Source organism: Neisseria uirgultaei (assembly GCF_962719845.1).
In the GTDB taxonomy this organism is placed as follows: domain Bacteria; phylum Pseudomonadota; class Gammaproteobacteria; order Burkholderiales; family Neisseriaceae; genus Neisseria; species Neisseria bergeri.
In genome coordinates, this window is record NZ_CAUIYF010000002.1 from 88,268 (window position 1) to 113,957 (window position 25,690).

Consider the following 25,690-nt stretch of genomic DNA (forward strand, 5'->3'; position numbering starts at 1 on the left):
TGTAGGTTGGTTTTTTCTTTTGAAACACATTGCGCGGGGAATGTGCGCGGCTATTATGGCATATTTTGGCGGCTTTGTTCGCGCTTTGTTCGATCTTGGCGTGTTTGCACGCGGCGGCGGGAAAAGAAGGGGGAAATGACTTTCCCGCTTTTGGCGGCGGTAACGGCGGCGTTGTGCCTGATGTGCGGCGGCACATTTTCGGTGAAATTGATTTTAATATTCGGTAACTTTCTGAATATCTGCTAAAATTCCGCATTTTTCCACCCGGGACACTCGGGGTGTATGTTCAATTTGTCGGAATGGAGTTTTAGGGATATGGGGCTGAAAAAGGTCTGTTTGACAGTGTTGTGCCTGATTGTTTTTTGTTTCGGGATATTTTATACATTTGACCGGGTAAATCAGGGGGAAAGGAATGCGGTTTCCCTGCTGAAGGACAAACTCTTCAATGAAGAGGGGGAACCCGTCAATCTGATTTTCTGCTATACCATATTGCAGATGAAGGTGGCAGAAAGGATTATGGCGCAGCATCCGGGGGAGCGGTTTTATGTGGTGCTGATGTCTGAAAACAGGAACGAAAAATACGATTATTATTTCAATCAGATAAAGGATAAGGCGGAGCGGGCGTATTTTTTCTACCTGCCCTACGGTTTGAACAAATCGTTTGATTTCATTCCGACGATGGCGGAGCTGAAGGTAAAGTCGATGCTGCTGCCGAAGGTCAAGCGGATTTATTTGGCAAGTTTGGAAAAAGTCAGCATTGCCGCCTTTTTGAGCACTTACCCGGATGCGGAAATCAAAACCTTTGACGACGGGACAGGCAATTTAATTCAAAGCAGCAGCTATTTGGGCGATGAGTTTTCTGTAAACGGGACGATCAAGCGTAATTTTGCCCGGATGATGATCGGAGATTGGAGCATCGCCAAAACCCGCAATGCTTCCGACGAGCATTACACGATATTCAAGGGTTTGAAAAACATTATGGACGACGGCCGCCGCAAGATGACTTACCTGCCGCTGTTCGATGCGTCCGAACTGAAGGCGGGGGACGAAACGGGCGGCACGGTGCGGATACTTTTGGGTTCGCCCGACAAAGAGATGAAGGAAATTTCGGAAAAGGCAGCAAAAGATTTCAACATACAATATGTCGCACCGCACCCCCGCCAAACCTACGGGCTTTCCGGCGTAACCACATTAAATTCGCCCTATGTTATCGAAGACTATATTTTGCGCGAAATTAAGAAAAACCCGCATACGAGGTATGAAATTTATACCTTTTTCAGCGGCGCGGCGTTGACGATGAAGGATTTTCCCAATGTGCACGTTTACGCATTGAAACCGGCTTCCCTTCCGGAAGATTATTGGCTCAAGCCGGTGTATGCCCTGTTTACCCAATCCGGCATCCCGATTTTGACATTTGACGATAAAGATTAATCGCATAGCAAATCAAAATAGAAGATGGCGGAGTAAGTAAGGCAAAAATCAGGATATGGCGTATTTTTTGAATTGACGATAATTTCCGATTGCTTTGCGTGTGCTGAAATGACAAAGAAAATGCCGTCTGAAAGCTTCAGACGGCATTGTTCTGTTTCGGATGTTATTCGGGCGCGCGGAAACTGTCGTGGCAGGATTTGCAGCTTGCACCGGTTTCGCCGTAGGCGGCTTTGATTTCATCCAGTTTGCCGGTTTGGGCGGCGGCGTTGAGTTTTTCGACGGCGGCGGCGAATTTTGTTTTTTCGGCTTCAAATTTTGCACCATCCGACCAAACGGCGGGCAGGGCGCGGCCGTTGCCTTGCGGGTCGGACTCAAAAAGCGTGAACGGTTTTTTGCTGCTTTCGGCAAACGCCGCCGCAGCCTGTTTGAATTTTTCGACATCGTAAGGCTCTTCGCCTTTGACCATTTTGCCCATACGCGAGAAGTCGGGCATCATAGATTTGAACGCGGCGGTGCGGTTTTCGGAAATTTCGCCTTTGGGTTGGGAAGGTATTCCGCTGCCTCCGCAGGCGGAAAGGAGCAGTGTGATGGCGGCGGCAGCAAGGCTGATTTGGGTTTTCATGTTGAATGTGTCCTGTTGTGGTGGTATGGTTGTTTTGAATCAGGCGGTCATGCCGTCTGAAGGGCGTTATGATACCTGAAACAGGTTTGGGAAACGAGAAAGAAAGGAAAAACAATGGCTGTTTTAATTACCGGTGCTTCGGCAGGATTCGGCGAAGCGATGTGCCGCGCGTTTGTCGGGGCGGGATACCGCGTTATCGGTGCGGCGCGCCGTGCGGACAGGCTTCAGGCCTTGGCGGATGAATTGGGTGCTTTGTTTTACCCTTTGGAAATGGACGTGTCGCGCCGCGAGTCGGTGGAAAACGCCTTAAACGGCATCCCCGATGAATTTTCCGATATCGACTGCCTCATCAACAATGCCGGGCTGGCTTTGGGTCTGGACACGGCGGACAAGGCGGATTTTGAAGATTGGGAAACGATGATTCAAACCAATGTTTTGGGTTTGGCGTTCCTGACGCGCAAGATTTTGCCGCAAATGGTGGAGCGCGGCGGCGGCTATGTGATGAATTTGGGTTCGATTGCGGGTAATTATGCTTATGCCGGCAGCAACGTTTACGGAGCGACCAAGGCGTTTGTGCGCCAGTTCAGCCTGAACCTGCGTGCGGAGTTGGCGGATAAAAATATCCGCGTTACCAATATCGAGCCGGGTTTGTGCGGCGATACGGAGTTTTCCAACGTGCGCTTCAAAGGCGATGACGAGAGGGCGGCGGGCGTGTATGAGGGTGTGGAATTTATCCGCCCCGAAGATATTGCGGAAACCGCATTGTGGCTGTACCGCCGGCCGGCGCATATGAATGTGAACACGATTGAAATCATGCCCGTGGCGCAGACTTTTGCAGGAATGAAGGTCATAAAAACAGCCGTGCCCGAAGTGCGGGAAGACTTTGAAAAACAGAGTATGTCGCTGTTTTCCCGCATCAGGTCCTGGTTCAAATGATGCGGAATGCCGTCTGAAGACAGTTTCAGACGGCATTTTTACGGGTATTTTTACGGAGTAGGCAATAAGCCCGACAATTTGGGGTTGCCTTCTTTCGGAATCGGGCGCGGATTGCCTTCCGCATCGATGGCGACATAAGTGAACACCGCCTCGGTTACGAGGTGGCGGTCTTCGGTAACGCAATCGTTCATCAAAGTTTTGACCCAGACTTCCACTTTAAGCTGGAGGGAAGTATTGCCCACGCGGACGCAATGCCCGTAGCAGCAGACGACGTTGCCGACCTTGACCGGACGGATGAAGTTCATTTCCTGAACGGCGACGGTAACGATGCGTCCCCGCGCGATTTCCGCCGCCAATATGCCGCCGCCCAAATCCATTTGCGACATAATCCAGCCGCCGAAAATGTCTTGGTTGGGATTGGTATCGCGCGGCATAGCGACGGTACGCAGGAGCAGTTCGCCTTGAGGGCGTTGGCGGTTGCCTTCTTCGTGCTGCATAAAGTTTCCTTGTTTTATTGAAAGATAAATCGGACCTGCACCCCTGCCCGAAACGGGAAGTCGGGAAGTACGTAGTTTAACCCATTTGAGACATACAAGGGCGGGCGCGGGACAGATTCGCAAGGCGCATTGTAGGGCGGGGCCGTAGCAACTGTATTTTTGCCCGACGGGGTGAAAAATACAGTTGCTATGCAACTGAACCGTCATTCCCACGAAAGTGGGAATCTAGAATCTTGGGGTTTGGGCAACTGTTTTTATCCGATAAGTTTCTGTGCGGACAGGTCTGGATTCCCGCCTGCGCGGGAATGACGGGTTTCGAGATTACGGTGTTGTCGGGAATGACAGGAAATGGCGGGAATTGTGTAAAAAATGCCGTCTGAAACCGTTGGAAGCATCGGAAGCATTGGAGTCGATGAATCGGTGGGCTTCAGTCCGCCATTTCCATCAATCCAACATTTCTACCGTTTTCATTGAATCCATCGAATCCGCCACTTTCGACGACTCAGTCCTACGCAACTGAACCCGTCATTCCCACGAAAGTGGGAATCTAGAACGCGGGGTTTGGGCAACTGTTTTTATCCGATAAGTTTCTGTGCGGACAGGTCTGGATTCCCGCCTGCGCGGGAATGACGGGTTTCAAGATTACGGTGTTGTCGGGAATGACGGTTCGGGCATTTCCCTGCGCCCGCCCCGCGCCTGTAAACGGCGAGTGCATCAAAAATACCGTCTGAAGGTTCAGACGGCATCGGTATCGGGAATCAGCGAGCCGTAGGGTGTGCTTCAGTCCGCCATTTCTATCAATCCAACATTTCTACCGTTTTCATTGAATCCATCGAATCCGTCCCTTTCGACAATCCAGCCCTACGCAACTGAACCGTCATTCCCACGAAAGTGGGAATCTAGAATCTCGGGGTTTGAGCAACTGTTTTTATCCGATAAGTTTCTGTGCGGACAGGTCTGGATTCCCGCCTGCGCGGGAATGACGGATTTCAAGATTACGGTGTTGTCGGGAATGACGGTTTGGGTATTTCACTACGCCTGTCCTGCGCCTGTAAACGGCGAGTGCATCAAAAATGCCGTCTGAAGGTTCAGACGGCATCGGTATCGGGGAATCAGAAGCGGTAGCGCACGCCCAATGAGGCTTCGTGGGTTTTGAAGCGGGTGTTTTCCAAGTGTCCCCAGTAGTGGTAGCGGTATCCGGTGTCCAAGGTCAGGTTGGGCGTGATGTCTATGCCTACGCCTGCCACCGCGCCGAAGCCCACGCGGCGGATGCTGCGGCTTTGGTGGATATCATTGACGACTCTAGGGAAGCTTGGTAAGGAAGCAGGAATACCAGGGACTTTTGCATCAGCTACGTCTTTTATAAAAAAGCTGTGTTTGATTTTGCCTAAACCAACCCGTGCACCGGCATAGGGTTTGAAACGGGTGCCGGTGTCGAAATCGTAGATGGCGGAGATGCCGTAGTTGGATTCGGCTTTGAACGTGCCTTTGTCAGTGTGGTCGGCAATTAGTTTGATAGGAGTGCCGTTCTGAACAGTTGTGTCTTTTTCATTAAGAATATGCTTGCCATGTCTCCAAGTATTGTAACGGGCGTAATCGAGGGCGATGCGCCAGTTGCCGAAATCGTAGCCGACGGAAAGGCGTGGGTGGGTGGAATGGGTTTTGATGTCGCGATAGTCGTCGAAGACTTTGGCATTGTCGCTAGGGTAATCGTGGGTAATGTGTTCGGCGGCGTAGGCTAAATCTGCCTGTACATACGGGCCGCGGCCATTGTCTTCACTTGCCGCCTGCGCTGCGGAAGAGAAGAGAAGAGAAGAGAAGAGAAGAGAAGAGAAGAGAAGGGTTTTTTTGGGGGCTGGATTCATTTTCGGCTCCGTATTCGGTTTAACTGATTAAAAAAGAACGATTTTCACTGATGGTTCAAGGGCGGATTGTATCGGGTTTGGGGCGATGTTTCAATAAGAAACAATAAGAAAGCCGCCATTATGGTTTAATCCTGCGCGTTGCAGCTTCCGGAAAGGGCTTACGCCATTTTGAAACAAGACCGGCCCGCCGCCTTGAAGGGTGGGGCTTAACTGTTAGGAAATAATGGCAAAGAGGCTTGTTTCTGTCAGACATTGTATGGGTTTTCTTTTAAATGATATATTTCCGCCTGTTTATGCAATATTTTCCGATTGATGGTTTTTATAGTAGATTAACAAAAACCGGTACGGTGTTGCCCCGCCTTAGCTCAAAGAGAACGATTCTCTAAGGTGCTGAAGCACCAAGTGAGTCGGTTCCGTACTATCTGTACTGTCTGAGGCTTCGTCGCCTTGTCCTGATTTTTGTTAATCCGCTATGTAGTTGGTTAAAATAAAACTAAGCTAAGGAAGCACTGCCGTCATTCCCGCGTAGGCGGGAATCTAGGTCTGTCGGTGCGGAAACGTATCGGATAAAACGGTTTCTTCAGATTTTACGTTCTGGATTCCCACTTTCGTGGGAATGACGGGATGTAGGTTCGTAGGAATGATGCGGTGCAGGTTTCCGTGCGGATGGATTCGTCATTCCCGCGCAGGCGGGAATCTAGACCTTAGAACAACAGCAATATTCAAAGATTATCTGAAAGTCCGAGATTCTAGATTCCCACTTTCGTGGGAATGACGGGATGTAGGTTCGTGGGAATGACGCGGTGCAGGTTTCCGTGCGGATGGATTCGTTATTCCCGCGCAGGCGGGAATCCAGACCTTAGAACAACAGCAATATTCAAAGATTATCTGAAAGTTTGAGGTTCTAGATTCCCGCCTGCGCGGGAATGACGAAAAGTTGCGGTAATGACGGTTCGGGCATTCCTTAAATCACCCGTGTATCGCTGTAAATCTTAGAGATGGCGGAATATAGCGGATTAACAAAAACCAGTACGGCGTTGCCTCGCCTTAGCTCAAAGAGAACGATTCTCTAAGGTGTTGAAGCACCAAGTGAATCGGTTCCGTACTATCTGTACTGTCTGCGGCTTCGTCGCCTTGTCCTGATTTTTGTTAATCCACTATATCGCGATTTTTCGGCATTTGCCCTTCGGGGCGGCTTGTGTTTCGTGCGTGATGTTGCGTGTGGGAATGTTCGGATTGTCAGAAGCAATATGGGAGAAGATGATGTATGAGATAAAACAGCCTTTTCATAGCGGATACTTGCAGGTGTCTGAAATTCATCAAATTTATTGGGAGGAATCGGGCAATCCCGACGGTGTGCCGGTCATTTTTTTACACGGCGGGCCGGGCGCGGGGGCTTCGCCTGAATGTCGGGGTTTTTTCAATCCCGATGTGTTCCGCATTGTCATCATCGACCAGCGCGGTTGCGGACGTTCGCGCCCGTATGCTTGTGCGGAAGACAATACGACTTGGGATTTGGTGGCGGATATTGAAAAAGTCCGTGAAATGCTGGGTATCAGGAAATGGCTGGTGTTCGGCGGTTCGTGGGGCAGCACTTTGTCGCTGGCTTATGCCCAAACCCATCCGGAACGGGTAAAGGGATTGGTGTTGCGCGGGATATTTTTGTGCAGGCCGTCTGAAACGGCGTGGCTGAACGAGGCGGGCGGTGTGAGCCGGATTTATCCGGAACAATGGCAAAAATTTGTCGCGCCGATTGCTGAAAATCGGCGGAACCGGCTGATTGAGGCGTATCACGGGTTGCTGTTTCATCAAGATGAAGAAGTGTGCCTGTCTGCCGCGAAGGCTTGGGCGGATTGGGAAAGCTATCTGATCCGTTTCGAGCCGGAGGAAGTGGATGAAGATGCTTATGCCTCACTGGCAATCGCGCGTTTGGAAAACCATTATTTTGTCAACGGCGGCTGGTTGCAGGGCGATAAGGCGATTTTGAACAATATCGGCAAAATACGGCATATCCCGACCATTATCGTACAGGGGCGGTATGATTTGTGTACGCCGATGCAGAGTGCGTGGGAGTTGTCGAAAGCCTTTCCCGAAGCGGAGTTGAGGGTGGTTCAGGCAGGGCATTGTGCGTTCGATCCGCCTTTGGCGGATGCGTTGGTTCAGGCGGTTGAGGATATTTTTCCTCGGTTGTTGTAAAAAGTTCCGCACAAAAAAGCAGCTTCTGTTTGGAAGCTGCTTTTGTTTTGAACGGCTTAACGCAGTTCGGAATGGAGTTTGCCCAACAGTGCGGATGCGTCTTTGCCGGCATATGCGCTGCCGTCTTTGTTGAGCAGGACGATGCGCGAGCCGTCGGCAACGGGTTCTGCATAGACAATCAGTTCCGGCTGTTCGGCAGGTTTCTCCGCTTTGCCTTTGCCCAGCAGGCGTTTGAACAGGCCGGGTTTTTGTTCGGTAACTGCATTGCTTTCGTTCGGGGCTTTTTGAACCAGGAAGGCGTGGCGTTCGGTGTTTTGACCGACGACGGTCAGCCCGATGCGGTCGAGGGCGAGCGCGGTGCGCCGCCAGTTTCTGCCGTAGTCGCCAAAGACAATCAGGCTTTTGCCTTCGATACGCGCCATTTCGTTTGCGGCGGGAAGGGTCGGTTTTTTTGCCAATGCGTTTTCCGCCTGCTGTCCGTCAACGCCCAAATATTGCATAAAGCGCGTCAGGAAAGCGGCCTCAAGGTTGGGGTCGGAAGCGGAAGGCTGCCACATGGTCGTGTCTTTGTTTTTGTCGCCATACACTTCTTTCATCGCTTTGTGGGCGAAGAAGATGTCGGAAACGCCGTTTTTGCCCTGTTCGATACGGACGATGAATTTGTCGCGCTCGCCGGTGGAGTAGATGCCGCCCAAACCGACTGTGTCGAATAGGCGGCGCAAGCTGTCTTGGGGGATTTTGGCACGGTTTTCCGCCCACTCGGTTTCCATTTGTCCGATGGCGGGTTCTTCGGATTTGATGTCGAAGCCGTTTTCCTGCCAAAAGGCTTTTAGGAGCGGCCAGATTTCGGCGGGGGATTTGCCGTCAACGACAAGCCAGCGTTGGCTGCCGTCGCGCTCGAGGCGGACACCTTTGACGCTTTTCAATACTTCGGCATCGGCAGGCTGTTGGACGGCGGGTGTGCGGCGTTTTTCCAAATCGCTGGCGCGGACGGCTCCCGAACCGGCAGGTAGGCGGTAGAGGTTGCCTTGGTCGGGGTTGTTCAAATCAGGCGGGACTTCGAGTTTGATCAGGCGGTGCGACTGGCTTTGGTAGTCGAGCTTGGGCTGTTCGGTTTTGCTGCCGGTGCAGGCGGCAAGCCCGATGAGTGCGAGCGCGGCAATGACGGGTTTGATATGGGTCATCGTGTCATCCTGTGTGATGGATATTAAAGTGTTTGTTGCGTTATGCCGTCTGAACGGTTCAGACGGCATAGCTATATTTAAAGTTGTCCTGCGGCTTGCAGTGCGGCGCGGACTTTTGCCTGTCCATCTTCCGTCAGAGGAACGAGCGGCAGGCGGACGTGCGGCCCGCATTTGCCCAGTGCCGACAATGCCCATTTCGGCGCGGCGGGGCTGGGTTCGCAGAACATGGTGTCGTAAATCGGAATCAGCCGGTCGTTGAGTTCGCGTGCGAGGGCAATGTCGCCTTGCAGTGCGGCGCGGCACATATCGGCAAAGAGCTTGGGTGCGGCGTTGGCGGCTACGGTAATAACGCCGTGTCCGCCGCACAGCATGAACGGCAGGGCGGTATGGTCGTCGCCGGAAAGGACGGCGAAGCCTTCGGGGGCGCGGTTGATGAGTTCGATGTTGCTGCCGATGTTGCCGCTGGCTTCTTTAACGCCCACGATATTGGGGATTTCTGAAAGGCGCAGGATGGTTTCGTTGTTCATGCTGACGACGGTTCTGCCGGGCACGTTGTAGAGTATCATCGGAATCGAAGTGGCTTCGGCGATGGTTTTGAAATGTTGGTAAATGCCTTCTTGGGAGGGCTTGTTGTAATAGGGGACGACGGATAAGGTGAAGTCTGCACCGGCTTTTTCGGCGGCTTGCGAAAGTGCGATGGCTTCGAGGGTGTTGTTGGCGCCGGTACCTGCGATGACGGGAACGCGCTTGTTGACGTGTTTGACCGTTTCTTCGATTACGCTTAAATGTTCTTCGACGGAGAGGGTGGCGGATTCGCCTGTCGTGCCGACAGCGACGATGCCGTCGGTACCGCTTTCGATATGCCAGTCGATCAAATCGCGGAGTTGTTCGTAATGGATGCTGCCGTCTTGATTCATCGGGGTAATCAGGGCAACCAAGCTACCTTGTAACATACGGAAACCTTTTATTCATTGAGTGAGGTCGATTATGCTTCGGATTGTAGCTTACTTTGTTGTTTGTGTGAAACATATCGGTCGCACGGTTGGTTCTAAGGCTTAAGTTCTATCATATCTTAATAAATAATATTTTTTATAATCATGAAATTATTGGGTTTAAGCAGTGGATGCGCCGTTGAGGATTAAAATGTGTTAAGCGCATGAAGGCTCTCTGAAAATGAAGGACTGTCCGGTGCGGAAATTCAAAGAAATTTGAATTCGGACAACCGGTGGTGTTTTTGCACATGAGGATTTGAATTGATAAGGAATCTTTGATTCGTTACAATTTCGTTCTTAAAATTTTTTAACGTTTGACAACGGATAGAAAGACTCCAATGGCTGAAACAATGAAAAAACAGGCGGATTCGCCTGATTTGGTGTACGGTTTGGAAGACAGGCCGCCGTTCGGTAATGCGCTCTTGAGCGCGGTTACCCATCTTTTGGCGATTTTTGTGCCGATGATTACGCCCGCGCTGATTGTGGGCGGCGCGCTGGAACTGCCGGTGGAAATGACGGCGTATCTCGTGTCGATGGCGATGGTTGCGTCGGGTGTCGGCACTTATTTGCAGGTCAACCGCTTCGGGCCGGTCGGTTCGGGGATGCTGTCCATCCAGTCGGTGAATTTCTCGTTTGTTACCGTCATGATTGCGCTCGGCGCGGGGATGAAGGAGGGCGGCTTGACTAAGGATGCGATGATTTCGACGCTCTTGGGCGTATCGTTTGTCGGCGCGTTTTTGGTGTGTTTCTCGGCGTGGCTTCTGCCGTATTTGAAAAAAGTGATTACGCCGACGGTCAGCGGTGTGGTCGTGATGCTGATCGGTTTGAGTTTGGTACACGTCGGCATTACCGATTTCGGCGGCGGCTTCGGCGCAAAGGCGGACGGCACGTTCGGCTCAATGGAAAACTTGGGGCTGGCTTCGCTGGTGCTGCTGATTGTGCTGGTGTTCAACTGCATGAAAAATCCGCTGCTGCGGATGAGCGGTATCGCGGTCGGGCTGATTGCCGGCTACATCGTCGCGCTGTTTTTGGGCAAGGTGGATTTTTCCGCGCTGCAAAACCTGCCGCTGGTTACGCTGCCCGTACCGTTTAAATATGGTTTTGCTTTTGACTGGCACGCATTTATTGTGGCGGGTGCGATTTTCTTGTTGAGCGTGTTTGAGGCGGTCGGCGATTTGACGGCGACGGCAATGGTGTCCGACCAGCCGATTGAAGGCGAGGAATACACCAAACGCCTACGCGGCGGCGTGTTGGCTGACGGCTTGGTGTCGGTGATTGCGACGGCTTTGGGTTCGCTGCCGCTGACGACGTTTGCACAAAACAACGGCGTGATTCAGATGACCGGCGTGGCTTCGCGTCATGTGGGCAAATATATTGCCGTGATTTTGGTGTTGTTGGGTCTGTTCCCCGTTGTCGGACGCGCGTTTACGACGATTCCGAGTCCGGTGTTGGGCGGCGCGATGGTTTTGATGTTCGGCTTAATTGCGATTGCGGGCGTGCGGATTTTGGTCAGCCACGGCATCCGCAGGCGCGAGGCGGTAATTGCGGCAACTTCGGTCGGTTTGGGCTTGGGTGTCGCGTTTGAGCCGGAAGTATTTAAAAACCTGCCCGTCTTGTTCCAAAACTCTATTTCCGCCGGCGGCATTACGGCAGTCTTGCTGAATTTGGTCTTGCCCGAAGATAAAACCGAGGCGGCGGTCAAGTTTGATACCGACCACTTGGAACACTGATTTTGAAAATGAATGCCGTCTGAAACAGAATCCCTGTTTCAGACGGCATTGTTTTTGAGGCTTACGCTTTTTCGTTTTTTAATACGCGTTGTCGGCGGGTTTCGCTTAATACCATTCCGGCAGACACGGAGACGTTCATGCTTTCGACCGTGCCGAACATGGGTATGGACACCAGCATGTCGCAGTGTTCGCGCGTGAGGCGGCGCATACCGTCGCCTTCGTTGCCCATTACCCATGCCGCGCTGTCGGGCAGATCGCAATGGTAAAGGTCGGCGTCGCCGCCCATGTCGGTACCGATAATCCAGATGCCGTATTCTTTCAGCTCGCGCAGGGTGCGGGCGAGGTTGGTTACGGTGATGTAGGGGACGGTTTCCGCCGCGCCGCAGGCGACTTTGCTGACGGTGGCGTTTAGTCCCGCGCTTTTGTCTTTCGGTGCGATGACGGCGTGTACACCCATCGCGTCGGCGGTACGCAGGCACGCGCCGAGGTTGTGCGGATCGGTGATGCCGTCGAGTATCAGCAGCAGCGGCGGTTCGCTGAGGTTTTCCAATACGTCTTCGAGGTGGACGTGGTTTTTGGAAGCGTCGATAAACCCGACCACGCCCTGATGGCGCGCGCCTTTGCTGATGGCGTTGAGGCGGTCGGCATCGGCAAAATATACGCGGATGTTTTCGTTTGCCGCCTTTTCCAATACCTCGCGCGTGCGTGCGTCTGATTTGCCTTCTTGGATGTAGAGTTCGACGATGGATTTGGGGTTTTGCCACAATCGGGCATTGACGGCGTGGAAGCCGTAGATGGGTCTTTGGTTTGCCATGATGGTGCTTTGTGAGAAGGGTTCAGACGGCATTATAGCAATTTGCCGGTATGCCGTCTGAAGGGGTTAAAACAGGTAGGCGATGTATTTCACCAACAGGATAAACAAGATGGATACGGCGCAGCCGATTTTGAAGGCCGTTCCGACGACAAGCCCCAACAGTGTACCCAAGCCCGCTTTACCTGCCTGAAGCATATTGCGTCTGTCGATGAGTTCGCCTGCCGCCGCGCCGATAAAGGGGCCGAGTATTAGTCCGGGCAGGGAGAAAAACATACCGATGATGCTGCCGATAAAAGCACCGCGCACGGCGAGCCTGCCCGCTCCGGTATATTTTGTCCCCCATATGCCTGCCACATAGTCCGCCAGTATGCCGACAAGGCTGATGAGTCCGACCGTCCACAAAACACCTGCGCCGTAGATTTGGTATCCGCCGGCATAGGCAAGCAGCCATGTTCCGGCAAACATCAATGCCAATCCGGGCAGGGCGGGGTAAACGATGCCCGCCGTACCGACGGCTATCAGGGCGAGGGCGAGGATGACGAGCAAGGCGATCATAGGTTCAACCTTTTCTTTTGTTCTGAAAAAAACGGCTTAATACGGCGCGGCATTCTTCTTGCAGGATTCCGCCCCGTATGGCGGTGTGCGTATTGAGGCGTTTGTCGGCAAATAGGTTGACGATGCTGCCTGCCGCGCCGGTTTTGGGTTCTGCCGCACCGTATATCACGCGCCTGATTCGTGCCTGTATCAGTGCGGACGCGCACATGGCGCAGGGTTCGAGGGTGATGTAGATGTCGCATCCGTCAAGGCGGTAGTTTTGTATTTTGCTGCCTGCCTGTGCCAGGGCGTTGATTTCGGCGTGTCGGCTGACATTGCAGTCGGCAATGCAGGTGTTGTGTGCCGATGCGATGATTTTGCCGTCTGAAACGATGACTGCCCCGACGGGTATTTCGCCGTCGGCGGCGGATTGTTTTGCTTGGAGCAGTGCTTCGCGCATGAAGTGTTCCATTTCTTCCTGCGGCGGAAAGGCGGCGACGGGCGGATGGTTTTTCAACTCGGCAAGCAGGCGGGCTTTATGCGCTTGGGACATTTCTTGCGGCGGCGTGCCGTCCAGCAGCGACTGAAGCTGCCACAGTGTGCTTTTCGTGAGGGTCAAACCCGATGCTTTGAGCAGCAGAAAGGCTTTGACCGAACCGTTTTGCCGCAGTTCTTCGAGCGTACGGATACCGAGCCTGTGCAGGGCGGCGACGGTTTTGGGGGCGAGCGGCGGCGTGGTCAGCATGGTTTATGCGCCAAAAAACCGTTTTGCCGCCTCAATCAGGCGTGTGCCTGAAGTGCCGTCTGAAAACGGGTCGGCAACGCAGTCTAAAGGTGTTTTGCGCAACCAAGTCAGTTGGCGTTTGGCAAGTTGGCGGGTGGCGGCAATGCCTTTCTCGACAAATGCCGGGAAATCGGTTTTTCCATCCAGATATTCCCATGCCTGACGGTAGCCGACGCAGCGTATGGCAGGGGAGTCGGCGGTCAGGCTGGGATAGAGGCGGCGCAGGTTTTCTACTTCGCCGATAAAACCCTGTTCAAGCATCAGGTGGAAACGCAGGGCGATATTTTCATGCAGGTGGGCGCGGTTTTCGGGAATCAGAGCGGTGGTATGTAAATCAAAAGGGAGCGTATGGGAGGTTGGGCTGCCAAGGTGCGCACTCATCGGTTTGCCGGTTAAGTAATAAACTTCCAAAGCGCGTCCGATACGCTGGCTGTCGTTCGGTTTCAGACGGCATGCTGTTTCAGGGTCGACTTTTTGCAGGGTGCGGTAGAGAAAATCCAAGCCGTACATCTGTTTTTGTTCGTCCAAGTCGGCACGCAGGCAGGCATTGGCCTCGGGCAAATCGTTCAAACCTTGGGTAAGGGCGCGGAAATACATCATCGTGCCACCGACAATAAGGGCAAACCTGCCGCGTGAGGAAATTTCCCCGACCAAGCGCGTGCAGTCTTCGACAAAGCGGGCGGCGCTGTATGATTCGGTAGGCGGGATGATGTCGATAAGGTGGTGTGGGACAAAGGCGCGTTCGGAGGCGGACGGTTTTGCCGTGCCGATGTCCATATCGCGGTAAACCAGCGCGGAATCGAGGCTGATGATTTCGACCGGCAGGGTTTCGGCGATTTTGAGGGCGAGCGCGGTTTTTCCTCCGGCGGTCGGGCCCAAGAGGGCAAAGGCTTTGGGAATCGGCATGATGTTTCAGGGTTGCGAAAATGCGGATTATAGCGGAAAGCGTGCCGACGTTATATTTTGGTTTGCGGAACCACCCATTGTCTGTCGGTGAGGTCGTAGATTTTTTGTATGTCTTTCAAAATTCGTTCGAAATCTATACCCAGGTCTTTCAGCCTGCCGGAGCGGATATCGAACACCCAGCCGTGGACGGTAGGATAATGCTCGTTCAGATAGCGTTTTTGGACTTCCGCCATTTTGATGATGTTGATACATTGTTCCTGAACGTTCAGTTCGACCAAACGGTCGTAGCGTATGTTTTCGTCGTCAACCGCGTCCAGCTCTTCGCGGTGCAGCCGGTACACGTCGCGGATGTTGCGCAGCCACGGGTTCAACGCGCCGTAGTCGCAGGGTTGCATGGCGGCTTTGATGCCGCCGCAGTTGTAGTGTCCGCAGACGACGATGTGTTTGACTTTCAGATGATCGACCGCATAGCCGACCACGCTGGCAGCATTGATGTCCAGAGGGTTGACCATATTGGCGATGTTGCGGTGGACGAATACCTCACCCGGCTTCATGCCCATCATTTCTTCGGCAGTAACGCGGCTGTCGGAACAGCCGATGTAGAGGTAGTCAGGCGTTTGATTTGCGGAGAGCGTCTCAAAAAAATGAGGGTTGTGCCGCAACTGTTCTTCTGCCCAGCGGCGGTTGTATTCAAAAATGTCCTGTTTGGTTTTGTTCATGTATTTCTCCTTTTGATGCGCGTTTCAGACGGCATTGCCGACAGTCTATGCCCGATGCTGCCGTTAGACAAGGTTCGTTCTTGAGGCGATAATGGCGTTTTGCTTTTTTTGAAAGCCTTGCGATGTCCCGAAACCTGCTTGTCCGCTGGCTTGCCGTCTGCCTGATACCCTTGGCGACGCTTGCCGTTTTCGCTGCCAATCCGCCTAAAGATGCGGCGCAACACTTAATCAACGGCATCATTCTTGCCTGCGAAGCGACGTTTCTGTTCAAATTCGTCCTTTTTGACACCATCAAGCATCATCTTAAGCAAGAGTTTGATTTGAAACGGCAAACCATGTTGCTGTTTGTTCCGATTGTTTTGCTGGTTGTGTATTTGTTCCACTATTTCGGCGCGTTTTAGTTTTGAAAAGGCCGTCTGAAACGGATTTCAGACGGCCTCAAGTCTTTTATGAATACATACGCTTTTCCTGTTTGTTGGATTTTTTGCAACGTCATCGACAATTTCGGCGACATCGGCGTTTCGTGGCGGCTTGCCCGTGTTTTGCACCGTGAGTTCGGTTGGCAGGTGCATTTGTGGACGGACGATGTGTCCGCCTTGCGTGCGCTTTGCCCTGATTTGCCCGATGTTCCCTGCGTTCATCAGGATATTTATGTCCGCACTTGGCATTCTGATGCGGCGGACATCGATACTGCCTCCGTTCCCGATGCCGTTATCGAAACTTTTGCCTGCGACCTGCCCGAAAATGTGTTGAACATTATCCGCCAACACAAACCGCTTTGGCTGAATTGGGAATATTTGAGCGCGGAAGAAAGTAATGAAAGGCTGCACCTGATGCCTTCGCCGCAGGAGGGCGTTCAAAAATATTTTTGGTTTATGGGTTTCAGCGAAAAAAGCGGCGGGTTGATACGCGAACATGATTACCGAGATGCCGTCCGTTTTGATACCGAAGCCCTGCGTCAGCGGCTGATGCTGCCCGAAAAAAACGCCCCCGAATGGCTGCTTTTCGGCTATCGGAGCGATGTTTGGGCGAAGTGGCTGGAAATGTGGCAACAGGCAGGCAGCCCGATGACCCTACTGCTGGCGGGGGCGCAAATTATCGACAGCCTCAAACAAAGCGGCATCATTCCGCAAAACGCCCTGCAAAACGACGGCGATGTCTTTCAGACGGCATCAGTCCGCCTTGTCAAAATCCCTTTCGTGCCGCAACAGGACTTCGACAAATTGCTGCACCTCGCCGACTGCGCCGTCATCCGCGGCGAAGACAGTTTCGTGCGCGCCCAGCTTGCCGGAAAACCTTTCTTTTGGCACATCTACCCGCAAGACGAAAACGTCCATCTTGACAAACTCCACGCCTTTTGGGATAAGGCACACGGTTTCTACACGCCCGAAACCGCATCGGCACACCGCCGCCTTTCAGACGACCTCAACGGCGGAAGGGCTTTATCCGCCACGCAACGCCTCGAATGTTGGCAAACTCTGCAACAACATCAAAATGACTGGCGGCAAGGCGCGGAGGATTGGAGCCGTTATCTTTTCGGGCAGCCGTCCGCATCCGAAAAACTCGCCGCCTTTGTTTCAAAGCATCAAAAAATACGCTAGAATAGCGCGTTTTACGACAACCGATTTGATTGGAAAATCACAATGAAAACAGCACAAGAACTGCGCGCCGGCAATGTATTTATGGTCGGCAACGATCCTATGGTCGTTCAAAAAACCGAATACATCAAAGGCGGCCGCTCTTCCGCCAAAGTTAGCATGAAACTGAAAAACCTGCTGACCGGTGCGGCTTCCGAAACCATTTACAAAGCCGACGACAAATTCGACGTGGTCATCCTGTCCCGCAAAAACTGTACGTACAGCTACTTTGCCGACCCTATGTACGTCTTTATGGACGAAGAATTCAACCAATACGAAATCGAAGCCGACAACATCGGCGACGCGTTGAAATTTATCGTTGACGGCATGGAAGACCAATGCGAAGTAACCTTCTACGAAGGCAACCCAATCTCCGTAGAACTGCCCACCATCATCGTACGCGAAGTTGAGTACACCGAGCCTGCCGTTAAAGGCGATACTTCCGGCAAAGTGATGAAAACCGCGCGTCTGGTCGGCGGCACTGAAATCCAAGTGATGTCTTACATCGAAAACGGCGACAAAATCGAAATCGACACCCGCACCGGCGAATTCCGCAAACGCGCTTGATTTGTTGCATTGAAAAATGCCGTCTGAAAACGTTTCAGACGGCATTTTTTTATCTTCGCCCCAAGTTTGGATTGAAGTAGATGTTTTTTTCGTAAACGACAATACGCGTGATTTTGCCATTTTCGTCAAAATGGATGTCTAAAAACGGTTTGTCGGGATTGCGTTCACGGTTGGACAGCCGGAAGAGTGATTGGTTTTCAAGCATTTCTCCGTGTATTTTCAGATAGCCGGGCAATTGGCCGATGTATTGGAAATTGCCGCCGAGTCCGTTGTTGTGCCGGCTCAAATAGGCAGATGTTGCCGAAACTTCAAAATAACGCGTGCGTTTCGGCTCCTCGCCTTGCCCGCGGGTTTCTTCGCTGCCCTGTGTCAGCAACAGCGTCGCTTCTCGGAGGCGGCGTTCCTGTTCCATCAAGGCATCTTGTGCCTGCCGGCTGATCGTGCGCTTTCCGTAACGCAAGTCTTCAATTGCCAGTATGATTTTCTGATGGTAGTCGGGATCTTCAGGGCGGATGTCGGGAAACAGCAGCCGCTGTATGTTGTCATAGCCACTGTCGGGTAAGCCGAAACGGGTTTCCAGTTCGTGATGGGAAAGGGCAAACAGACAGTCCGAGTCGATGTGTTCGGCGATTTGCTGCATGAGATCGTCAATGCCGGTGGCGGGGTGCAGGTCGGTGCAATTTGACGGCGGCACGTTTTCTGCCTGCTTGACGTTATCAGGGGCGGATGCGGCCGGTTGCAAATCGGTTTGGGGCGCGGAAGACGAAGCGGCGGATGCCGTGGACGAGGCGGCGGATGCGCCGTTTTCTTTCGTTTTATCTTCTTTGCTCGGAGAACACGCGGTCAGCATGATTGCGGTAAGCCATAAGAGAAGTGATGAGGTTTTGTTTTTCATTCTATTGTTTCCAGTATTAAAGAGGCCGTCTGAAAACCTGCCGTTTCATTTTTCAGACGGCCTGTTGTTAATAGAACCGAAGAACCCGTTATTGCCGACAAGGTTCTCAACCTGTCTTACCCGACGCGGTAAAACGCAAGGCTGCCCAAAAGGTTGGGGAAATGTTTGACCTGTTTGTTACCCGTCATCACGGCGCGCTCGAGGACGCGTATGTTGTTTTTGGCGCACAACAAATCAAAGTCTTTGAGCGTACACCAATGGATGTTCGGCGTGTCGTACCAATGGTAGGGCATACGTTCGGAAACCGGCATATGTCCGCCGAGTGCGATTTGGACGCGGTTGCGCCAGTAGCCGAAATTCGGGAAGCTAACAATCGCCTGTTTAGCCACACGCATGAGGCAGCGCAGGATTTTTTCGGTATTCTGCATCGCTTGGATGGTTTGGCTCAACACAATCACATCAAAACTTTGATCGTTGAATGCGGTTAAACCTTCTTCCAAATCGGCTTGGATAACATTCACGCCGCGCGACATCGCGGCAATCACGCTGTCGGTGTCGATTTCGATGCCGTAGCCGCTGCATTTTTTGTGTTCGACCAATGCGGCAAGCAGTTCGCCGTCGCCGCAGCCCAAGTCCAAGACGCGGCTGCCTTCGGGTATCCGGTCGTAAATCAGTTGCAAATCATCGCGCAGGTTCATTGCTGACATTCCTTATAAACGTTGTTCATATAGGCGGCGACCGCACGCATATAGGCTTCGTCTTCCATTAAAAAGGCATCGTGCCCGTGTGCGGATTTGACTTCGATATACTGCACGGATTTTTGGGCGGCAATCAGGGCCTTGACCAGTTCGTGCGAACGTTCGGGCGCGAAACGCCAGTCGGTGCTGAAGCTGGCGACAAAGAATTTTGCCTGCACGTCCTGCACGGCGCGAGTCAGGCTGTTGCCGAAATCCGCCGCCGGATCGAAATAGTCCAAAGCCTTGGTCATCAGCAAATAGGTGTTGGCATCAAACCGCCCGACGAATTTGTCGCCCTGATAGCGCAGATAGGATTCTACTTCAAATTCAACGCCATAGCCGTATTGATAGCCGTTGGAACGCAAATCGCGTCCGAATTTTTTGCCCAAACCGTCTTCGGCAAGATAGGTAATGTGTCCCATCATACGGGCAATCCGCAAACCGCGCGCGGGAACGGTGTTGCGGCTGCGGTAATGTCCTTCGTTGAAATCGGGATCGGTCAAAATCGCCTGACGTGCTACATCATTAAACGCGATATTTTGCGTGGACAATTTCGGCGCAGAGGCAATCACCAAGGCATGGCGCACGCGTTCGGGATAGGAAATCGCCCACTGCAAAGCCTGCATACCGCCCAAACTTCCGCCGACAACCGCCGCCCATTGCCCGATGCCGAGATAATCGGCAAGCGCGGCTTGGGATTTTACCCAGTCCTTCACCGTAACCATCGGAAAATCCGCGCCGTATTCCCTGCCCGTTTCAGGATTGATCGACAAAGGCCCGCTGCTGCCGTCGCAGCCGCCCAGATTGTTCAAACCGACCACGAAAAAACGTTCCGTATCAATCGGTTTGCCGGGTCCGACCATATTGTCCCACCAGCCCGCATGTTTATCCTCTGCGGAATGCCTGCCCGCAACATGATGGTTGCCCGACAGCGCATGGCAGACTAAAACCGCATTGTTTTTTTCGGCATTCAGCTTGCCGTAGGTTTCAATCATCAGATCGAAACGCGGCAAAGTTTTACCGTTTTCCAAAACCAGCGGCATCTCAAACGGAATTTTTCGGGGCGTAACAATGCCCACCGAGGCATTTTGACTCATATCCTGTTCCAACAAATGCGGCAAAAGCGTTATTATATCGCAAACGGTATGACTTTTTGACACGGCTGGGCAGGCAGCCCGACGCGCTGAAACATCCGTCCCCATGCCGCCGCAACCGATCCATACTTTTTCAGACGACCTCCACCGCTTCCCTATATGATAGGCAGACTTTTCCGTATTTTTTTCTTTTTCGCACTTGCCGCGCTGATTATCAACCGCCTCTTCAGCCGCAAGCAAAAACGTGCCCTGCGCGATGTCGCCAAAATCAGCGCATGGGTACTGCTTGGCGCAGCCGCCGCGACGCTGTTTTGGTATTTGGTCATGCTGTATTTCAAACACATTCCGGATTCGTATTGACGGAAAAAATGCCGTCTGAAACGCATTTTCTGTTTCAGACGGCATATTTGATGAAAAGGGCTTGCGGTAGGAGGTGCTTTATAGTGGATTAAATTTAAACCAGTACGGCGTTGCCTCGCCTTAGCTCAAAGAGAACGATTCTCTAAGGTGCTGAAGCACCAAGTGAATCGGTTCCGTACTATTTGTACTGTCTGCGGCTTCGTCGCCTTGTCCTGATTTTTGTTAATCCACTATACAACCGAAGCAGGAAGGGGCAGGGGGTCAGCGTTGGCGTGCTTTAAAACGCGGATTGCTTTTGCAGATGACGTAAACTTTGCCTTTACGTCTGACAATCTGACAGTCGCGTTGGCGTTGTTTGGCGGTTTTGAGTGAAGACAGAACCTGCATTATTTGTCCTTTCTAAACGATGACATGACGGATTGGAAACGTTGGTTGAATTTGCTGGCACGGCCTTCGGTATTGACGTTGCGCTGTTTGCCGGTATAGACGGGATGGGATGCGGAAGAAGTATCCAGCGAAAACAGCGGATATTCTTTGCCGTCTGTCCAAACCATCGTTTTTCCGTGTGTTTCGGCGCAAGAACGAATCAGCCAGCCTTCATTGGCACTGCTGTCGAAAAAAAGAACGGTCCGGTAATTGTCAGGATGAATATTCGGTTTCATATATTGCCTTGCTTGGAGTGTTATAACATAACAAACTCTAGCATAATTTAGAAGGGTTGTACAAGGAAAGCGTATGGTTTTTGCTAAATATTAAAAATTTTCATCATAAACCTGAAAATTTTGAAATTGACTCATATTCGGTGCAACCTTATCATACCGCCTAAAACATCATATAAAAGATAACGAAGGTATGCAGATATGAATTACGCAAAAGAAATCAATGCGTTAAATAACAGCCTTTCCGATTTGAAAGGCGACATCAACGTTTCGTTTGAATTTTTTCCACCGAAAAACGAGCAAATGGAAACGATGCTGTGGGATTCCATCCACCGTCTGCAAACCCTGCATCCCAAGTTCGTATCCGTAACCTACGGCGCAAACTCCGGCGAACGCGACCGCACGCACGGCATTGTCAAACGCATCAAACAGGAAACCGGCTTGGAAGCCGCGCCGCACCTGACCGGCATCGACGCATCCCCCGACGAATTGCGCCAAATCGCCAAAGACTATTGGGACAGCGGCATCCGCCGCATTGTCGCCCTGCGTGGCGACGAGCCGCCCGGTTATGAGAAAAAACCGTTTTACGCCGAAGACTTGGTTAAGCTATTACGCTCCGTCGCCGACTTCGACATCTCTGTGGCGGCATATCCCGAAGTGCATCCCGAAGCCAAATCCGCACAAGCCGATCTGATTAATCTGAAGCGCAAAATCGATGCGGGTGCAAACCACGTCATCACCCAATTTTTCTTTGACGTAGAACGCTACCTGCGCTTCCGCGACCGCTGCGTGATGTTGGGTATCGATGTGGAAATCGTCCCTGGTATTTTGCCTGTTACCAACTTCAAGCAGCTCGGCAAAATGGCGCAAGTAACCAACGTCAAAATCCCAAGCTGGCTGTCGCAAATGTATGAAGGTTTGGACGACGACCAAGGCACACGCAACCTCGTCGCCGCCAGTATCGCCATCGATATGGTCAAAGTCCTATCCCGCGAAGGCGTGAAAGATTTCCACTTCTACACGCTTAACCGCAGCGAGCTGACTTACGCCATCTGCCATATTTTGGGCGTGCGCCCTTAAAGCTGAAAACGGCTTCAGACGGCATCCGAGGCCGTCTGAAAAGCAAAACGCCGCCCCATCCTAGCCATTCTGATTTACAATACCGGCCGATTCGGATCGAACCGGTCCTTACAAAATCCAACTGGAGAGTTCAACATGACAACATTACATTTCTCAGGCTTCCCGCGTGTCGGCGCCTTCCGCGAATTGAAATTCGCACAAGAAAAATACTGGCGCAAAGAAATCAGCGAGCAAGAATTGCTGGCTGTTGCTAAAGACTTGCGCGAGAAAAACTGGAAACACCAAGCTGCCGCTAACGCCGATTACGTTGCCGCAGGCGATTTCACTTTCTACGACCATATCCTCGACCTGCAAGTCGCTACCGGTGCCATCCCTGCTCGCTTCGGCTTCGACAGCCAAAACCTGTCTTTGGAACAATTCTTCCAACTGGCGCGCGGCAACAAAGACCAATTCGCTATCGAAATGACCAAATGGTTCGACACCAACTACCACTACTTGGTGCCTGAATTCCACGCCGATACCGAATTCAAAGCGAACGCTAAACACTACGTTCAACAACTGCAAGAAGCCCAAGCTTTGGGCCTGAAAGCCAAACCGACTGTTGTTGGTCCGCTGACCTTCCTATGGGTGGGTAAAGAAAAAGGCGCAGTCGAATTCGACCGTCTGAGCCTGTTGCCTAAACTGTTGCCTGTTTACGTTGAAATCCTGACTGCTTTGGTTGAAGCCGGTGCCGAGTGGATTCAAATCGACGAGCCTGCTTTGGCTGTCGATCTGCCTAAAGAATGGGTGGAAGCCTACAAAGACGTTTACGCTACTTTGAGCAAAGTAAACGCCAAAATCCTGTTGAGCACTTACTTCGGTTCTGTTGCCGAACACGCCGCATTGCTGAAAGCCCTGCCTGTTGACGGTCTGCATATCGACTTGGTACGCGCGCCCGAGCAACTGGACGCGTTCGTCGACTACGACAAAGTTCTGTCTGCCGGCGTGATTGACGGCCGCAACATCTGGCGCGCCAACCTGAACAAAGTTTTGGAAACTGTCGAGCCTCTGAAAGCCAAACTGGGCGAGCGTTTGTGGATTTCCAGCTCTTGCTCGCTGTTGCACACTCCGTTTGACTTGTCAGTTGAAGAAAAACTGAAAGCCAACAAACCCGACCTGTACTCTTGGTTGGCATTCACCCTGCAAAAAACCCAAGAATTGCGCGTTCTGAAAGCCGCATTGAACGAAGGCCGTGATTCTGTTGCCGAAGAACTGGCCGCCAGCCAAGCTGCCGCCGACTCCCGTGCCAACAGCAGCGAAATCCACCGTGCAGACGTTGCCAAACGCCTTGCCGACCTGCCTGCCAACGCAGACCAACGCAAATCACCGTTTGCCGACCGTATCAAAGCGCAACAAGCATGGTTGAACCTGCCTCTGCTGCCGACGACCAACATCGGTTCTTTCCCGCAAACTACCGAAATCCGCCAAGCACGCGCAGCCTTCAAAAAAGGCGAACTGTCTGCCGCCGATTACGAAGCCGCGATGAAAAAAGAAATCGCCTTGGTGGTTGAAGAGCAAGAAAAACTGGACTTGGACGTACTGGTACACGGCGAAGCAGAGCGTAACGACATGGTCGAATACTTCGGCGAATTGTTGAGCGGTTTTGCATTCACCCAATACGGCTGGGTACAAAGCTACGGTTCTCGCTGCGTTAAACCACCTATCATCTTCGGTGACGTAAGCCGTCCTGAAGCCATGACTGTTGCCTGGTCTACTTACGCACAAAGCCTGACCAAACGCCCGATGAAAGGTATGTTGACCGGCCCTGTAACCATTCTGCAATGGTCTTTCGTCCGCAACGATATTCCTCGCTCTACCGTGTGTAAACAAATCGCACTGGCTCTGAACGACGAAGTATTGGATCTGGAAAAAGCAGGCATCAAAGTCATCCAAATCGACGAACCTGCCATCCGCGAAGGTCTGCCTTTGAAACGCGCCGATTGGGATGCCTACCTGAACTGGGCTGGCGAATCCTTCCGCCTGTCCTCTACTGGTTGCGAAGACAGCACTCAAATCCACACCCATATGTGCTACTCTGAGTTCAACGACATCCTGCCCGCCATCGCCGCTATGGACGCCGACGTTATCACCATCGAAACTTCACGTTCCGACATGGAACTCTTGACCGCGTTCGGCGAATTCAAATACCCGAACGACATCGGCCCGGGCGTTTACGACATCCACAGCCCGCGCGTACCGACTGAAGCTGAAGTGGAACATCTGTTGCGCAAAGCCATCGAGGTTGTACCGGTTGAGTGTCTGTGGGTGAATCCTGACTGCGGCCTGAAAACCCGTGGCTGGAAAGAAACTCTGGAACAACTCCAAGTGATGATGAACGTAACCCACAAACTGCGTGCCGAACTGGCTAAATAAGCAGGGATAACGTGATCAGATGCCGTCTGAATACTTTTCAGACGGCATTTCTGTTTTCAAATGAGCGTAGGGGAGTTTCTAAGAATTTTTCTCAAATAAGACTTGTTTTTTTTAGGCATGGCTTTATATACTGTAAAAAGTTGGTCGAGGTTGGTGATTAATAGTTTTGAATAATTAATATTATTTGAACTATAAATTATACAAATCGACTTATTCGGGGTAGAATGCCCAGCGATTCACAATCATTTCTTAAACCTATCTATTAAGGAGCTCAAAATGGCTTTGCAAGATCGTACCGGTCAAAAAGTACCTTCCGTAGTATTCCGCACCCGCGTCGGCGACACTTGGAAAGATGTGTCTACCGATGATTTGTTCAAAGGCAAAAAAGTAGTCGTATTCTCTCTGCCCGGCGCATTTACTCCGACTTGTTCTTCTTCACATCTGCCGCGTTACAACGAATTGTTCGGCGCGTTCAAAGAAAACGGCGTTGACGCAATCTACTGCGTATCTGTAAACGATACTTTCGTAATGAACGCTTGGGCTGCCGAAGAAGAATCAGACAACATCTACATGATTCCTGACGGCAACGGTGAATTTACCGAAGGTATGGGTATGTTGGTTGGTAAAGAAGACTTGGGCTTCGGTAAACGCTCTTGGCGTTACTCCATGCTGGTTAACGACGGCGTGGTTGAAAAAATGTTCATCGAACCTGAAGAACCGGGCGATCCGTTCAAAGTATCCGATGCAGATACTATGCTGAAATTCGTTGCTCCCGATTGGAAGGCTCAAGAGTCTGTTGCCATCTTTACCAAACCCGGCTGCCAATTCTGCGCCAAAGCCAAACAAGCTTTGCAAGACAAAGGTTTGTCTTACGAAGAAATCGTATTGGGCAAAGATGCGACCGTTACTTCTGTACGCGCCATTACCGGCAAAATGACTGCTCCTCAAGTTTTCATCGGCGGTAAATACATCGGCGGCAGCGAAGATTTGGAAGCTTACTTGGCTAAAAACTGATAGCTGTTTGCTTAAGGCAGTTTGA

The 25,690-nt window shown here is 51.9% G+C and carries 29 protein-coding genes; 11 read left to right on the top strand and 18 right to left on the bottom strand.

The window, feature by feature from the left end; genetic code table 11:
• Positions 1-315 precede the first annotated feature (315 nt).
• The gene (gene lst, locus Q9J32_RS01615) at positions 316-1,431 is read left to right on the top strand and encodes an N-acetyllactosaminide alpha-2,3-sialyltransferase (protein WP_301885448.1); all 1,116 of its coding nucleotides are present in this window, start codon (positions 316-318) and stop codon (positions 1,429-1,431) included.
• 163 nt (positions 1,432-1,594) lie between these two features.
• Here lst and Q9J32_RS01620 read toward each other — a convergent pair whose 3' ends face one another.
• Positions 1,595-2,053 carry a c-type cytochrome gene (locus Q9J32_RS01620; RefSeq protein WP_002217424.1) on the bottom strand — a complete coding sequence of 153 codons (459 nt, stop codon included), beginning with the start codon at positions 2,051-2,053 and terminating at the stop codon, positions 1,595-1,597.
• Positions 2,054-2,167: 114 nt separating this feature from the next.
• Here Q9J32_RS01620 and Q9J32_RS01625 point away from each other — a divergent pair, with 114 nt between their 5' ends.
• Positions 2,168-2,989 carry an SDR family oxidoreductase gene (locus Q9J32_RS01625; RefSeq protein ID WP_118788102.1) on the top strand — a complete coding sequence of 274 codons (822 nt, stop codon included), beginning with the start codon at positions 2,168-2,170 and terminating at the stop codon, positions 2,987-2,989.
• A gap of 50 nt (positions 2,990-3,039) precedes the next feature.
• Here the strand turns inward: Q9J32_RS01625 and yciA are convergent, their stop codons facing one another.
• From yciA to Q9J32_RS01650, 5 genes are all read right to left on the bottom strand, one after another.
• Positions 3,040-3,486 (bottom strand): acyl-CoA thioester hydrolase YciA, encoded by a 447-nt coding sequence (yciA, locus tag Q9J32_RS01630; protein WP_002230436.1) that lies wholly within the window; start codon positions 3,484-3,486, stop codon positions 3,040-3,042.
• 187 nt (positions 3,487-3,673) lie between these two features.
• Positions 3,674-3,904, bottom strand: a complete 231-nt coding sequence (locus tag Q9J32_RS01635) for a hypothetical protein (RefSeq protein WP_300905696.1) — start codon at positions 3,902-3,904, stop codon at positions 3,674-3,676.
• 157 nt (positions 3,905-4,061) lie between these two features.
• Positions 4,062-4,232 (bottom strand): hypothetical protein, encoded by a 171-nt coding sequence (locus Q9J32_RS01640; RefSeq protein ID WP_199901114.1) that lies wholly within the window; start codon positions 4,230-4,232, stop codon positions 4,062-4,064.
• 182 nt (positions 4,233-4,414) lie between these two features.
• Positions 4,415-4,585 carry a hypothetical protein gene (locus Q9J32_RS01645; protein ID WP_304675349.1) on the bottom strand — a complete coding sequence of 57 codons (171 nt, stop codon included), beginning with the start codon at positions 4,583-4,585 and terminating at the stop codon, positions 4,415-4,417.
• A gap of 13 nt (positions 4,586-4,598) precedes the next feature.
• On the bottom strand, positions 4,599-5,351 hold the full coding sequence (locus Q9J32_RS01650; protein WP_304666770.1) for an opacity family porin: 753 nt from the start codon (positions 5,349-5,351) through the stop codon (positions 4,599-4,601).
• A 1,263-nt stretch (positions 5,352-6,614) separates the two neighbouring features.
• Here Q9J32_RS01650 and pip point away from each other — a divergent pair.
• On the top strand, positions 6,615-7,547 hold the full coding sequence (gene pip / locus Q9J32_RS01655; protein WP_301885444.1) for a prolyl aminopeptidase: 933 nt from the start codon (positions 6,615-6,617) through the stop codon (positions 7,545-7,547).
• 56 nt (positions 7,548-7,603) lie between these two features.
• Here the strand turns inward: pip and Q9J32_RS01660 are convergent, their stop codons facing one another.
• Both Q9J32_RS01660 and dapA read right to left on the bottom strand, forming a co-directional pair.
• Positions 7,604-8,800 carry an NlpB/DapX family lipoprotein gene (locus tag Q9J32_RS01660; RefSeq protein ID WP_301885443.1) on the bottom strand — a complete coding sequence of 399 codons (1,197 nt, stop codon included), beginning with the start codon at positions 8,798-8,800 and terminating at the stop codon, positions 7,604-7,606.
• Between the two features lie 8 nt (positions 8,801-8,808).
• Complete coding sequence (gene dapA, locus Q9J32_RS01665) at positions 8,809-9,684, bottom strand: 4-hydroxy-tetrahydrodipicolinate synthase (protein ID WP_301885442.1); 876 nt, start codon at positions 9,682-9,684, stop codon at positions 8,809-8,811.
• A 377-nt stretch (positions 9,685-10,061) separates the two neighbouring features.
• Between dapA and Q9J32_RS01670 the strand changes: the two genes are divergently transcribed.
• On the top strand, positions 10,062-11,453 hold the full coding sequence (locus Q9J32_RS01670) for a nucleobase:cation symporter-2 family protein (RefSeq protein WP_061818234.1): 1,392 nt from the start codon (positions 10,062-10,064) through the stop codon (positions 11,451-11,453).
• Between the two features lie 61 nt (positions 11,454-11,514).
• On the opposite strand, the gene rlmB is transcribed toward Q9J32_RS01670, so the two are convergent.
• The 5 genes from rlmB to Q9J32_RS01695 form a co-directional block, all read right to left on the bottom strand.
• On the bottom strand, positions 11,515-12,267 hold the full coding sequence (rlmB, locus tag Q9J32_RS01675; RefSeq protein ID WP_003675027.1) for a 23S rRNA (guanosine(2251)-2'-O)-methyltransferase RlmB: 753 nt from the start codon (positions 12,265-12,267) through the stop codon (positions 11,515-11,517).
• Positions 12,268-12,333: 66 nt separating this feature from the next.
• On the bottom strand, positions 12,334-12,822 hold the full coding sequence (locus tag Q9J32_RS01680) for a DUF456 domain-containing protein (protein WP_301885441.1): 489 nt from the start codon (positions 12,820-12,822) through the stop codon (positions 12,334-12,336).
• Between the two features lie 4 nt (positions 12,823-12,826).
• The gene (gene tadA / locus Q9J32_RS01685) at positions 12,827-13,546 is read right to left on the bottom strand and encodes a tRNA adenosine(34) deaminase TadA (RefSeq protein WP_304675350.1); all 720 of its coding nucleotides are present in this window, start codon (positions 13,544-13,546) and stop codon (positions 12,827-12,829) included.
• Between the two features lie 3 nt (positions 13,547-13,549).
• Positions 13,550-14,491, bottom strand: a complete 942-nt coding sequence (gene miaA, locus Q9J32_RS01690; protein ID WP_304675351.1) for a tRNA (adenosine(37)-N6)-dimethylallyltransferase MiaA — start codon at positions 14,489-14,491, stop codon at positions 13,550-13,552.
• A gap of 50 nt (positions 14,492-14,541) precedes the next feature.
• Positions 14,542-15,210, bottom strand: coding sequence for a carbonic anhydrase (locus Q9J32_RS01695; protein ID WP_304675352.1), 669 nt, complete (start codon positions 15,208-15,210; stop codon positions 14,542-14,544).
• Positions 15,211-15,332: 122 nt separating this feature from the next.
• Between Q9J32_RS01695 and Q9J32_RS01700 the strand changes: the two genes are divergently transcribed.
• From Q9J32_RS01700 to efp, 3 genes are read left to right on the top strand one after another with little or no spacing between them, the layout of a single operon-like run.
• On the top strand, positions 15,333-15,611 hold the full coding sequence (locus tag Q9J32_RS01700; RefSeq protein WP_304675353.1) for a hypothetical protein: 279 nt from the start codon (positions 15,333-15,335) through the stop codon (positions 15,609-15,611).
• A gap of 48 nt (positions 15,612-15,659) precedes the next feature.
• Positions 15,660-16,811: an elongation factor P maturation arginine rhamnosyltransferase EarP gene (earP, locus tag Q9J32_RS01705; RefSeq protein ID WP_304675354.1), complete on the top strand. Its 1,152-nt coding sequence runs from the start codon at positions 15,660-15,662 to the stop codon at positions 16,809-16,811.
• Positions 16,812-16,853: 42 nt separating this feature from the next.
• Positions 16,854-17,414: an elongation factor P gene (efp, locus tag Q9J32_RS01710; protein ID WP_002213793.1), complete on the top strand. Its 561-nt coding sequence runs from the start codon at positions 16,854-16,856 to the stop codon at positions 17,412-17,414.
• Between the two features lie 49 nt (positions 17,415-17,463).
• On the opposite strand, the gene Q9J32_RS01715 is transcribed toward efp, so the two are convergent.
• The 3 genes from Q9J32_RS01715 to metX all read right to left on the bottom strand — a co-directional run bounded on the left by Q9J32_RS01715 (position 17,464) and on the right by metX (position 20,143).
• Entirely contained in the window at positions 17,464-18,309 is an 846-nt protein-coding gene (locus Q9J32_RS01715; protein ID WP_301885437.1) for an NMB0938 family lipoprotein, read from the bottom strand.
• A gap of 116 nt (positions 18,310-18,425) precedes the next feature.
• Positions 18,426-19,007 (bottom strand): methionine biosynthesis protein MetW, encoded by a 582-nt coding sequence (gene metW, locus Q9J32_RS01720; protein ID WP_107863269.1) that lies wholly within the window; start codon positions 19,005-19,007, stop codon positions 18,426-18,428.
• Positions 19,004-20,143 carry a homoserine O-succinyltransferase MetX gene (gene metX, locus Q9J32_RS01725; RefSeq protein ID WP_301885436.1) on the bottom strand — a complete coding sequence of 380 codons (1,140 nt, stop codon included), beginning with the start codon at positions 20,141-20,143 and terminating at the stop codon, positions 19,004-19,006. The genes metW and metX overlap by 4 nt, the downstream gene beginning before the upstream one ends.
• A gap of 156 nt (positions 20,144-20,299) precedes the next feature.
• On the opposite strand from metX, the gene Q9J32_RS01730 reads away from it, so the two are divergent.
• Positions 20,300-20,500 (top strand): protein MIGRI, encoded by a 201-nt coding sequence (locus Q9J32_RS01730; RefSeq protein WP_003675061.1) that lies wholly within the window; start codon positions 20,300-20,302, stop codon positions 20,498-20,500.
• 261 nt (positions 20,501-20,761) lie between these two features.
• Here the strand turns inward: Q9J32_RS01730 and ykgO are convergent, their stop codons facing one another.
• A complete protein-coding gene (ykgO, locus tag Q9J32_RS01735) occupies positions 20,762-20,887 on the bottom strand; it encodes a type B 50S ribosomal protein L36 (RefSeq protein WP_250314035.1) in 126 nt (41 codons plus the stop codon).
• A complete protein-coding gene (locus Q9J32_RS01740; protein WP_002217400.1) occupies positions 20,887-21,162 on the bottom strand; it encodes a type B 50S ribosomal protein L31 in 276 nt (91 codons plus the stop codon). The genes ykgO and Q9J32_RS01740 overlap by 1 nt, the downstream gene beginning before the upstream one ends.
• Before the next feature lie 198 nt (positions 21,163-21,360).
• Here Q9J32_RS01740 and metF point away from each other — a divergent pair, with 198 nt between their 5' ends.
• From metF to Q9J32_RS01755, 3 genes are all read left to right on the top strand, one after another.
• Positions 21,361-22,239, top strand: a complete 879-nt coding sequence (gene metF / locus Q9J32_RS01745; protein ID WP_002217399.1) for a methylenetetrahydrofolate reductase — start codon at positions 21,361-21,363, stop codon at positions 22,237-22,239.
• Between the two features lie 135 nt (positions 22,240-22,374).
• Positions 22,375-24,651, top strand: coding sequence for a 5-methyltetrahydropteroyltriglutamate--homocysteine S-methyltransferase (metE, locus tag Q9J32_RS01750; RefSeq protein ID WP_301885435.1), 2,277 nt, complete (start codon positions 22,375-22,377; stop codon positions 24,649-24,651).
• A gap of 276 nt (positions 24,652-24,927) precedes the next feature.
• Positions 24,928-25,665, top strand: coding sequence for a redoxin family protein (locus Q9J32_RS01755; protein WP_002221128.1), 738 nt, complete (start codon positions 24,928-24,930; stop codon positions 25,663-25,665).
• Positions 25,666-25,690: the final 25 nt, after the last annotated feature.

Bases quoted from the DNA above. Each gene is read 5' to 3' on its own strand.
- lst (WP_301885448.1), top strand. From the start codon at position 316: ATGGGGCTGAAAAAGGTCTGTTTGACAGTGTTGTGCCTGATTGTTTTT.
- Q9J32_RS01620 (WP_002217424.1), bottom strand. From the start codon at position 2,053: ATGAAAACCCAAATCAGCCTTGCTGCCGCCGCCATCACACTGCTCCTT.
- Q9J32_RS01625 (WP_118788102.1), top strand. From the start codon at position 2,168: ATGGCTGTTTTAATTACCGGTGCTTCGGCAGGATTCGGCGAAGCGATG.
- yciA (WP_002230436.1), bottom strand. From the start codon at position 3,486: ATGCAGCACGAAGAAGGCAACCGCCAACGCCCTCAAGGCGAACTGCTC.
- Q9J32_RS01640 (WP_199901114.1), bottom strand. From the start codon at position 4,232: ATGCCGTCTGAACCTTCAGACGGTATTTTTGATGCACTCGCCGTTTAC.
- Q9J32_RS01645 (WP_304675349.1), bottom strand. From the start codon at position 4,585: ATGCCGTCTGAACCTTCAGACGGCATTTTTGATGCACTCGCCGTTTAC.
- Q9J32_RS01650 (WP_304666770.1), bottom strand. From the start codon at position 5,351: ATGAATCCAGCCCCCAAAAAAACCCTTCTCTTCTCTTCTCTTCTCTTC.
- pip (WP_301885444.1), top strand. From the start codon at position 6,615: ATGTATGAGATAAAACAGCCTTTTCATAGCGGATACTTGCAGGTGTCT.
- Q9J32_RS01660 (WP_301885443.1), bottom strand. From the start codon at position 8,800: ATGCCGTCTGAACCGTTCAGACGGCATAACGCAACAAACACTTTAATA.
- dapA (WP_301885442.1), bottom strand. From the start codon at position 9,684: ATGTTACAAGGTAGCTTGGTTGCCCTGATTACCCCGATGAATCAAGAC.
- Q9J32_RS01670 (WP_061818234.1), top strand. From the start codon at position 10,062: ATGGCTGAAACAATGAAAAAACAGGCGGATTCGCCTGATTTGGTGTAC.
- rlmB (WP_003675027.1), bottom strand. From the start codon at position 12,267: ATGGCAAACCAAAGACCCATCTACGGCTTCCACGCCGTCAATGCCCGA.
- Q9J32_RS01680 (WP_301885441.1), bottom strand. From the start codon at position 12,822: ATGATCGCCTTGCTCGTCATCCTCGCCCTCGCCCTGATAGCCGTCGGT.
- tadA (WP_304675350.1), bottom strand. From the start codon at position 13,546: ATGCTGACCACGCCGCCGCTCGCCCCCAAAACCGTCGCCGCCCTGCAC.
- miaA (WP_304675351.1), bottom strand. From the start codon at position 14,491: ATGCCGATTCCCAAAGCCTTTGCCCTCTTGGGCCCGACCGCCGGAGGA.
- Q9J32_RS01695 (WP_304675352.1), bottom strand. From the start codon at position 15,210: ATGAACAAAACCAAACAGGACATTTTTGAATACAACCGCCGCTGGGCA.
- Q9J32_RS01700 (WP_304675353.1), top strand. From the start codon at position 15,333: ATGTCCCGAAACCTGCTTGTCCGCTGGCTTGCCGTCTGCCTGATACCC.
- earP (WP_304675354.1), top strand. From the start codon at position 15,660: ATGAATACATACGCTTTTCCTGTTTGTTGGATTTTTTGCAACGTCATC.
- efp (WP_002213793.1), top strand. From the start codon at position 16,854: ATGAAAACAGCACAAGAACTGCGCGCCGGCAATGTATTTATGGTCGGC.
- Q9J32_RS01715 (WP_301885437.1), bottom strand. From the start codon at position 18,309: ATGAAAAACAAAACCTCATCACTTCTCTTATGGCTTACCGCAATCATG.
- metW (WP_107863269.1), bottom strand. From the start codon at position 19,007: ATGAACCTGCGCGATGATTTGCAACTGATTTACGACCGGATACCCGAA.
- metX (WP_301885436.1), bottom strand. From the start codon at position 20,143: ATGAGTCAAAATGCCTCGGTGGGCATTGTTACGCCCCGAAAAATTCCG.
- Q9J32_RS01730 (WP_003675061.1), top strand. From the start codon at position 20,300: ATGATAGGCAGACTTTTCCGTATTTTTTTCTTTTTCGCACTTGCCGCG.
- ykgO (WP_250314035.1), bottom strand. From the start codon at position 20,887: ATGCAGGTTCTGTCTTCACTCAAAACCGCCAAACAACGCCAACGCGAC.
- Q9J32_RS01740 (WP_002217400.1), bottom strand. From the start codon at position 21,162: ATGAAACCGAATATTCATCCTGACAATTACCGGACCGTTCTTTTTTTC.
- metF (WP_002217399.1), top strand. From the start codon at position 21,361: ATGAATTACGCAAAAGAAATCAATGCGTTAAATAACAGCCTTTCCGAT.
- metE (WP_301885435.1), top strand. From the start codon at position 22,375: ATGACAACATTACATTTCTCAGGCTTCCCGCGTGTCGGCGCCTTCCGC.
- Q9J32_RS01755 (WP_002221128.1), top strand. From the start codon at position 24,928: ATGGCTTTGCAAGATCGTACCGGTCAAAAAGTACCTTCCGTAGTATTC.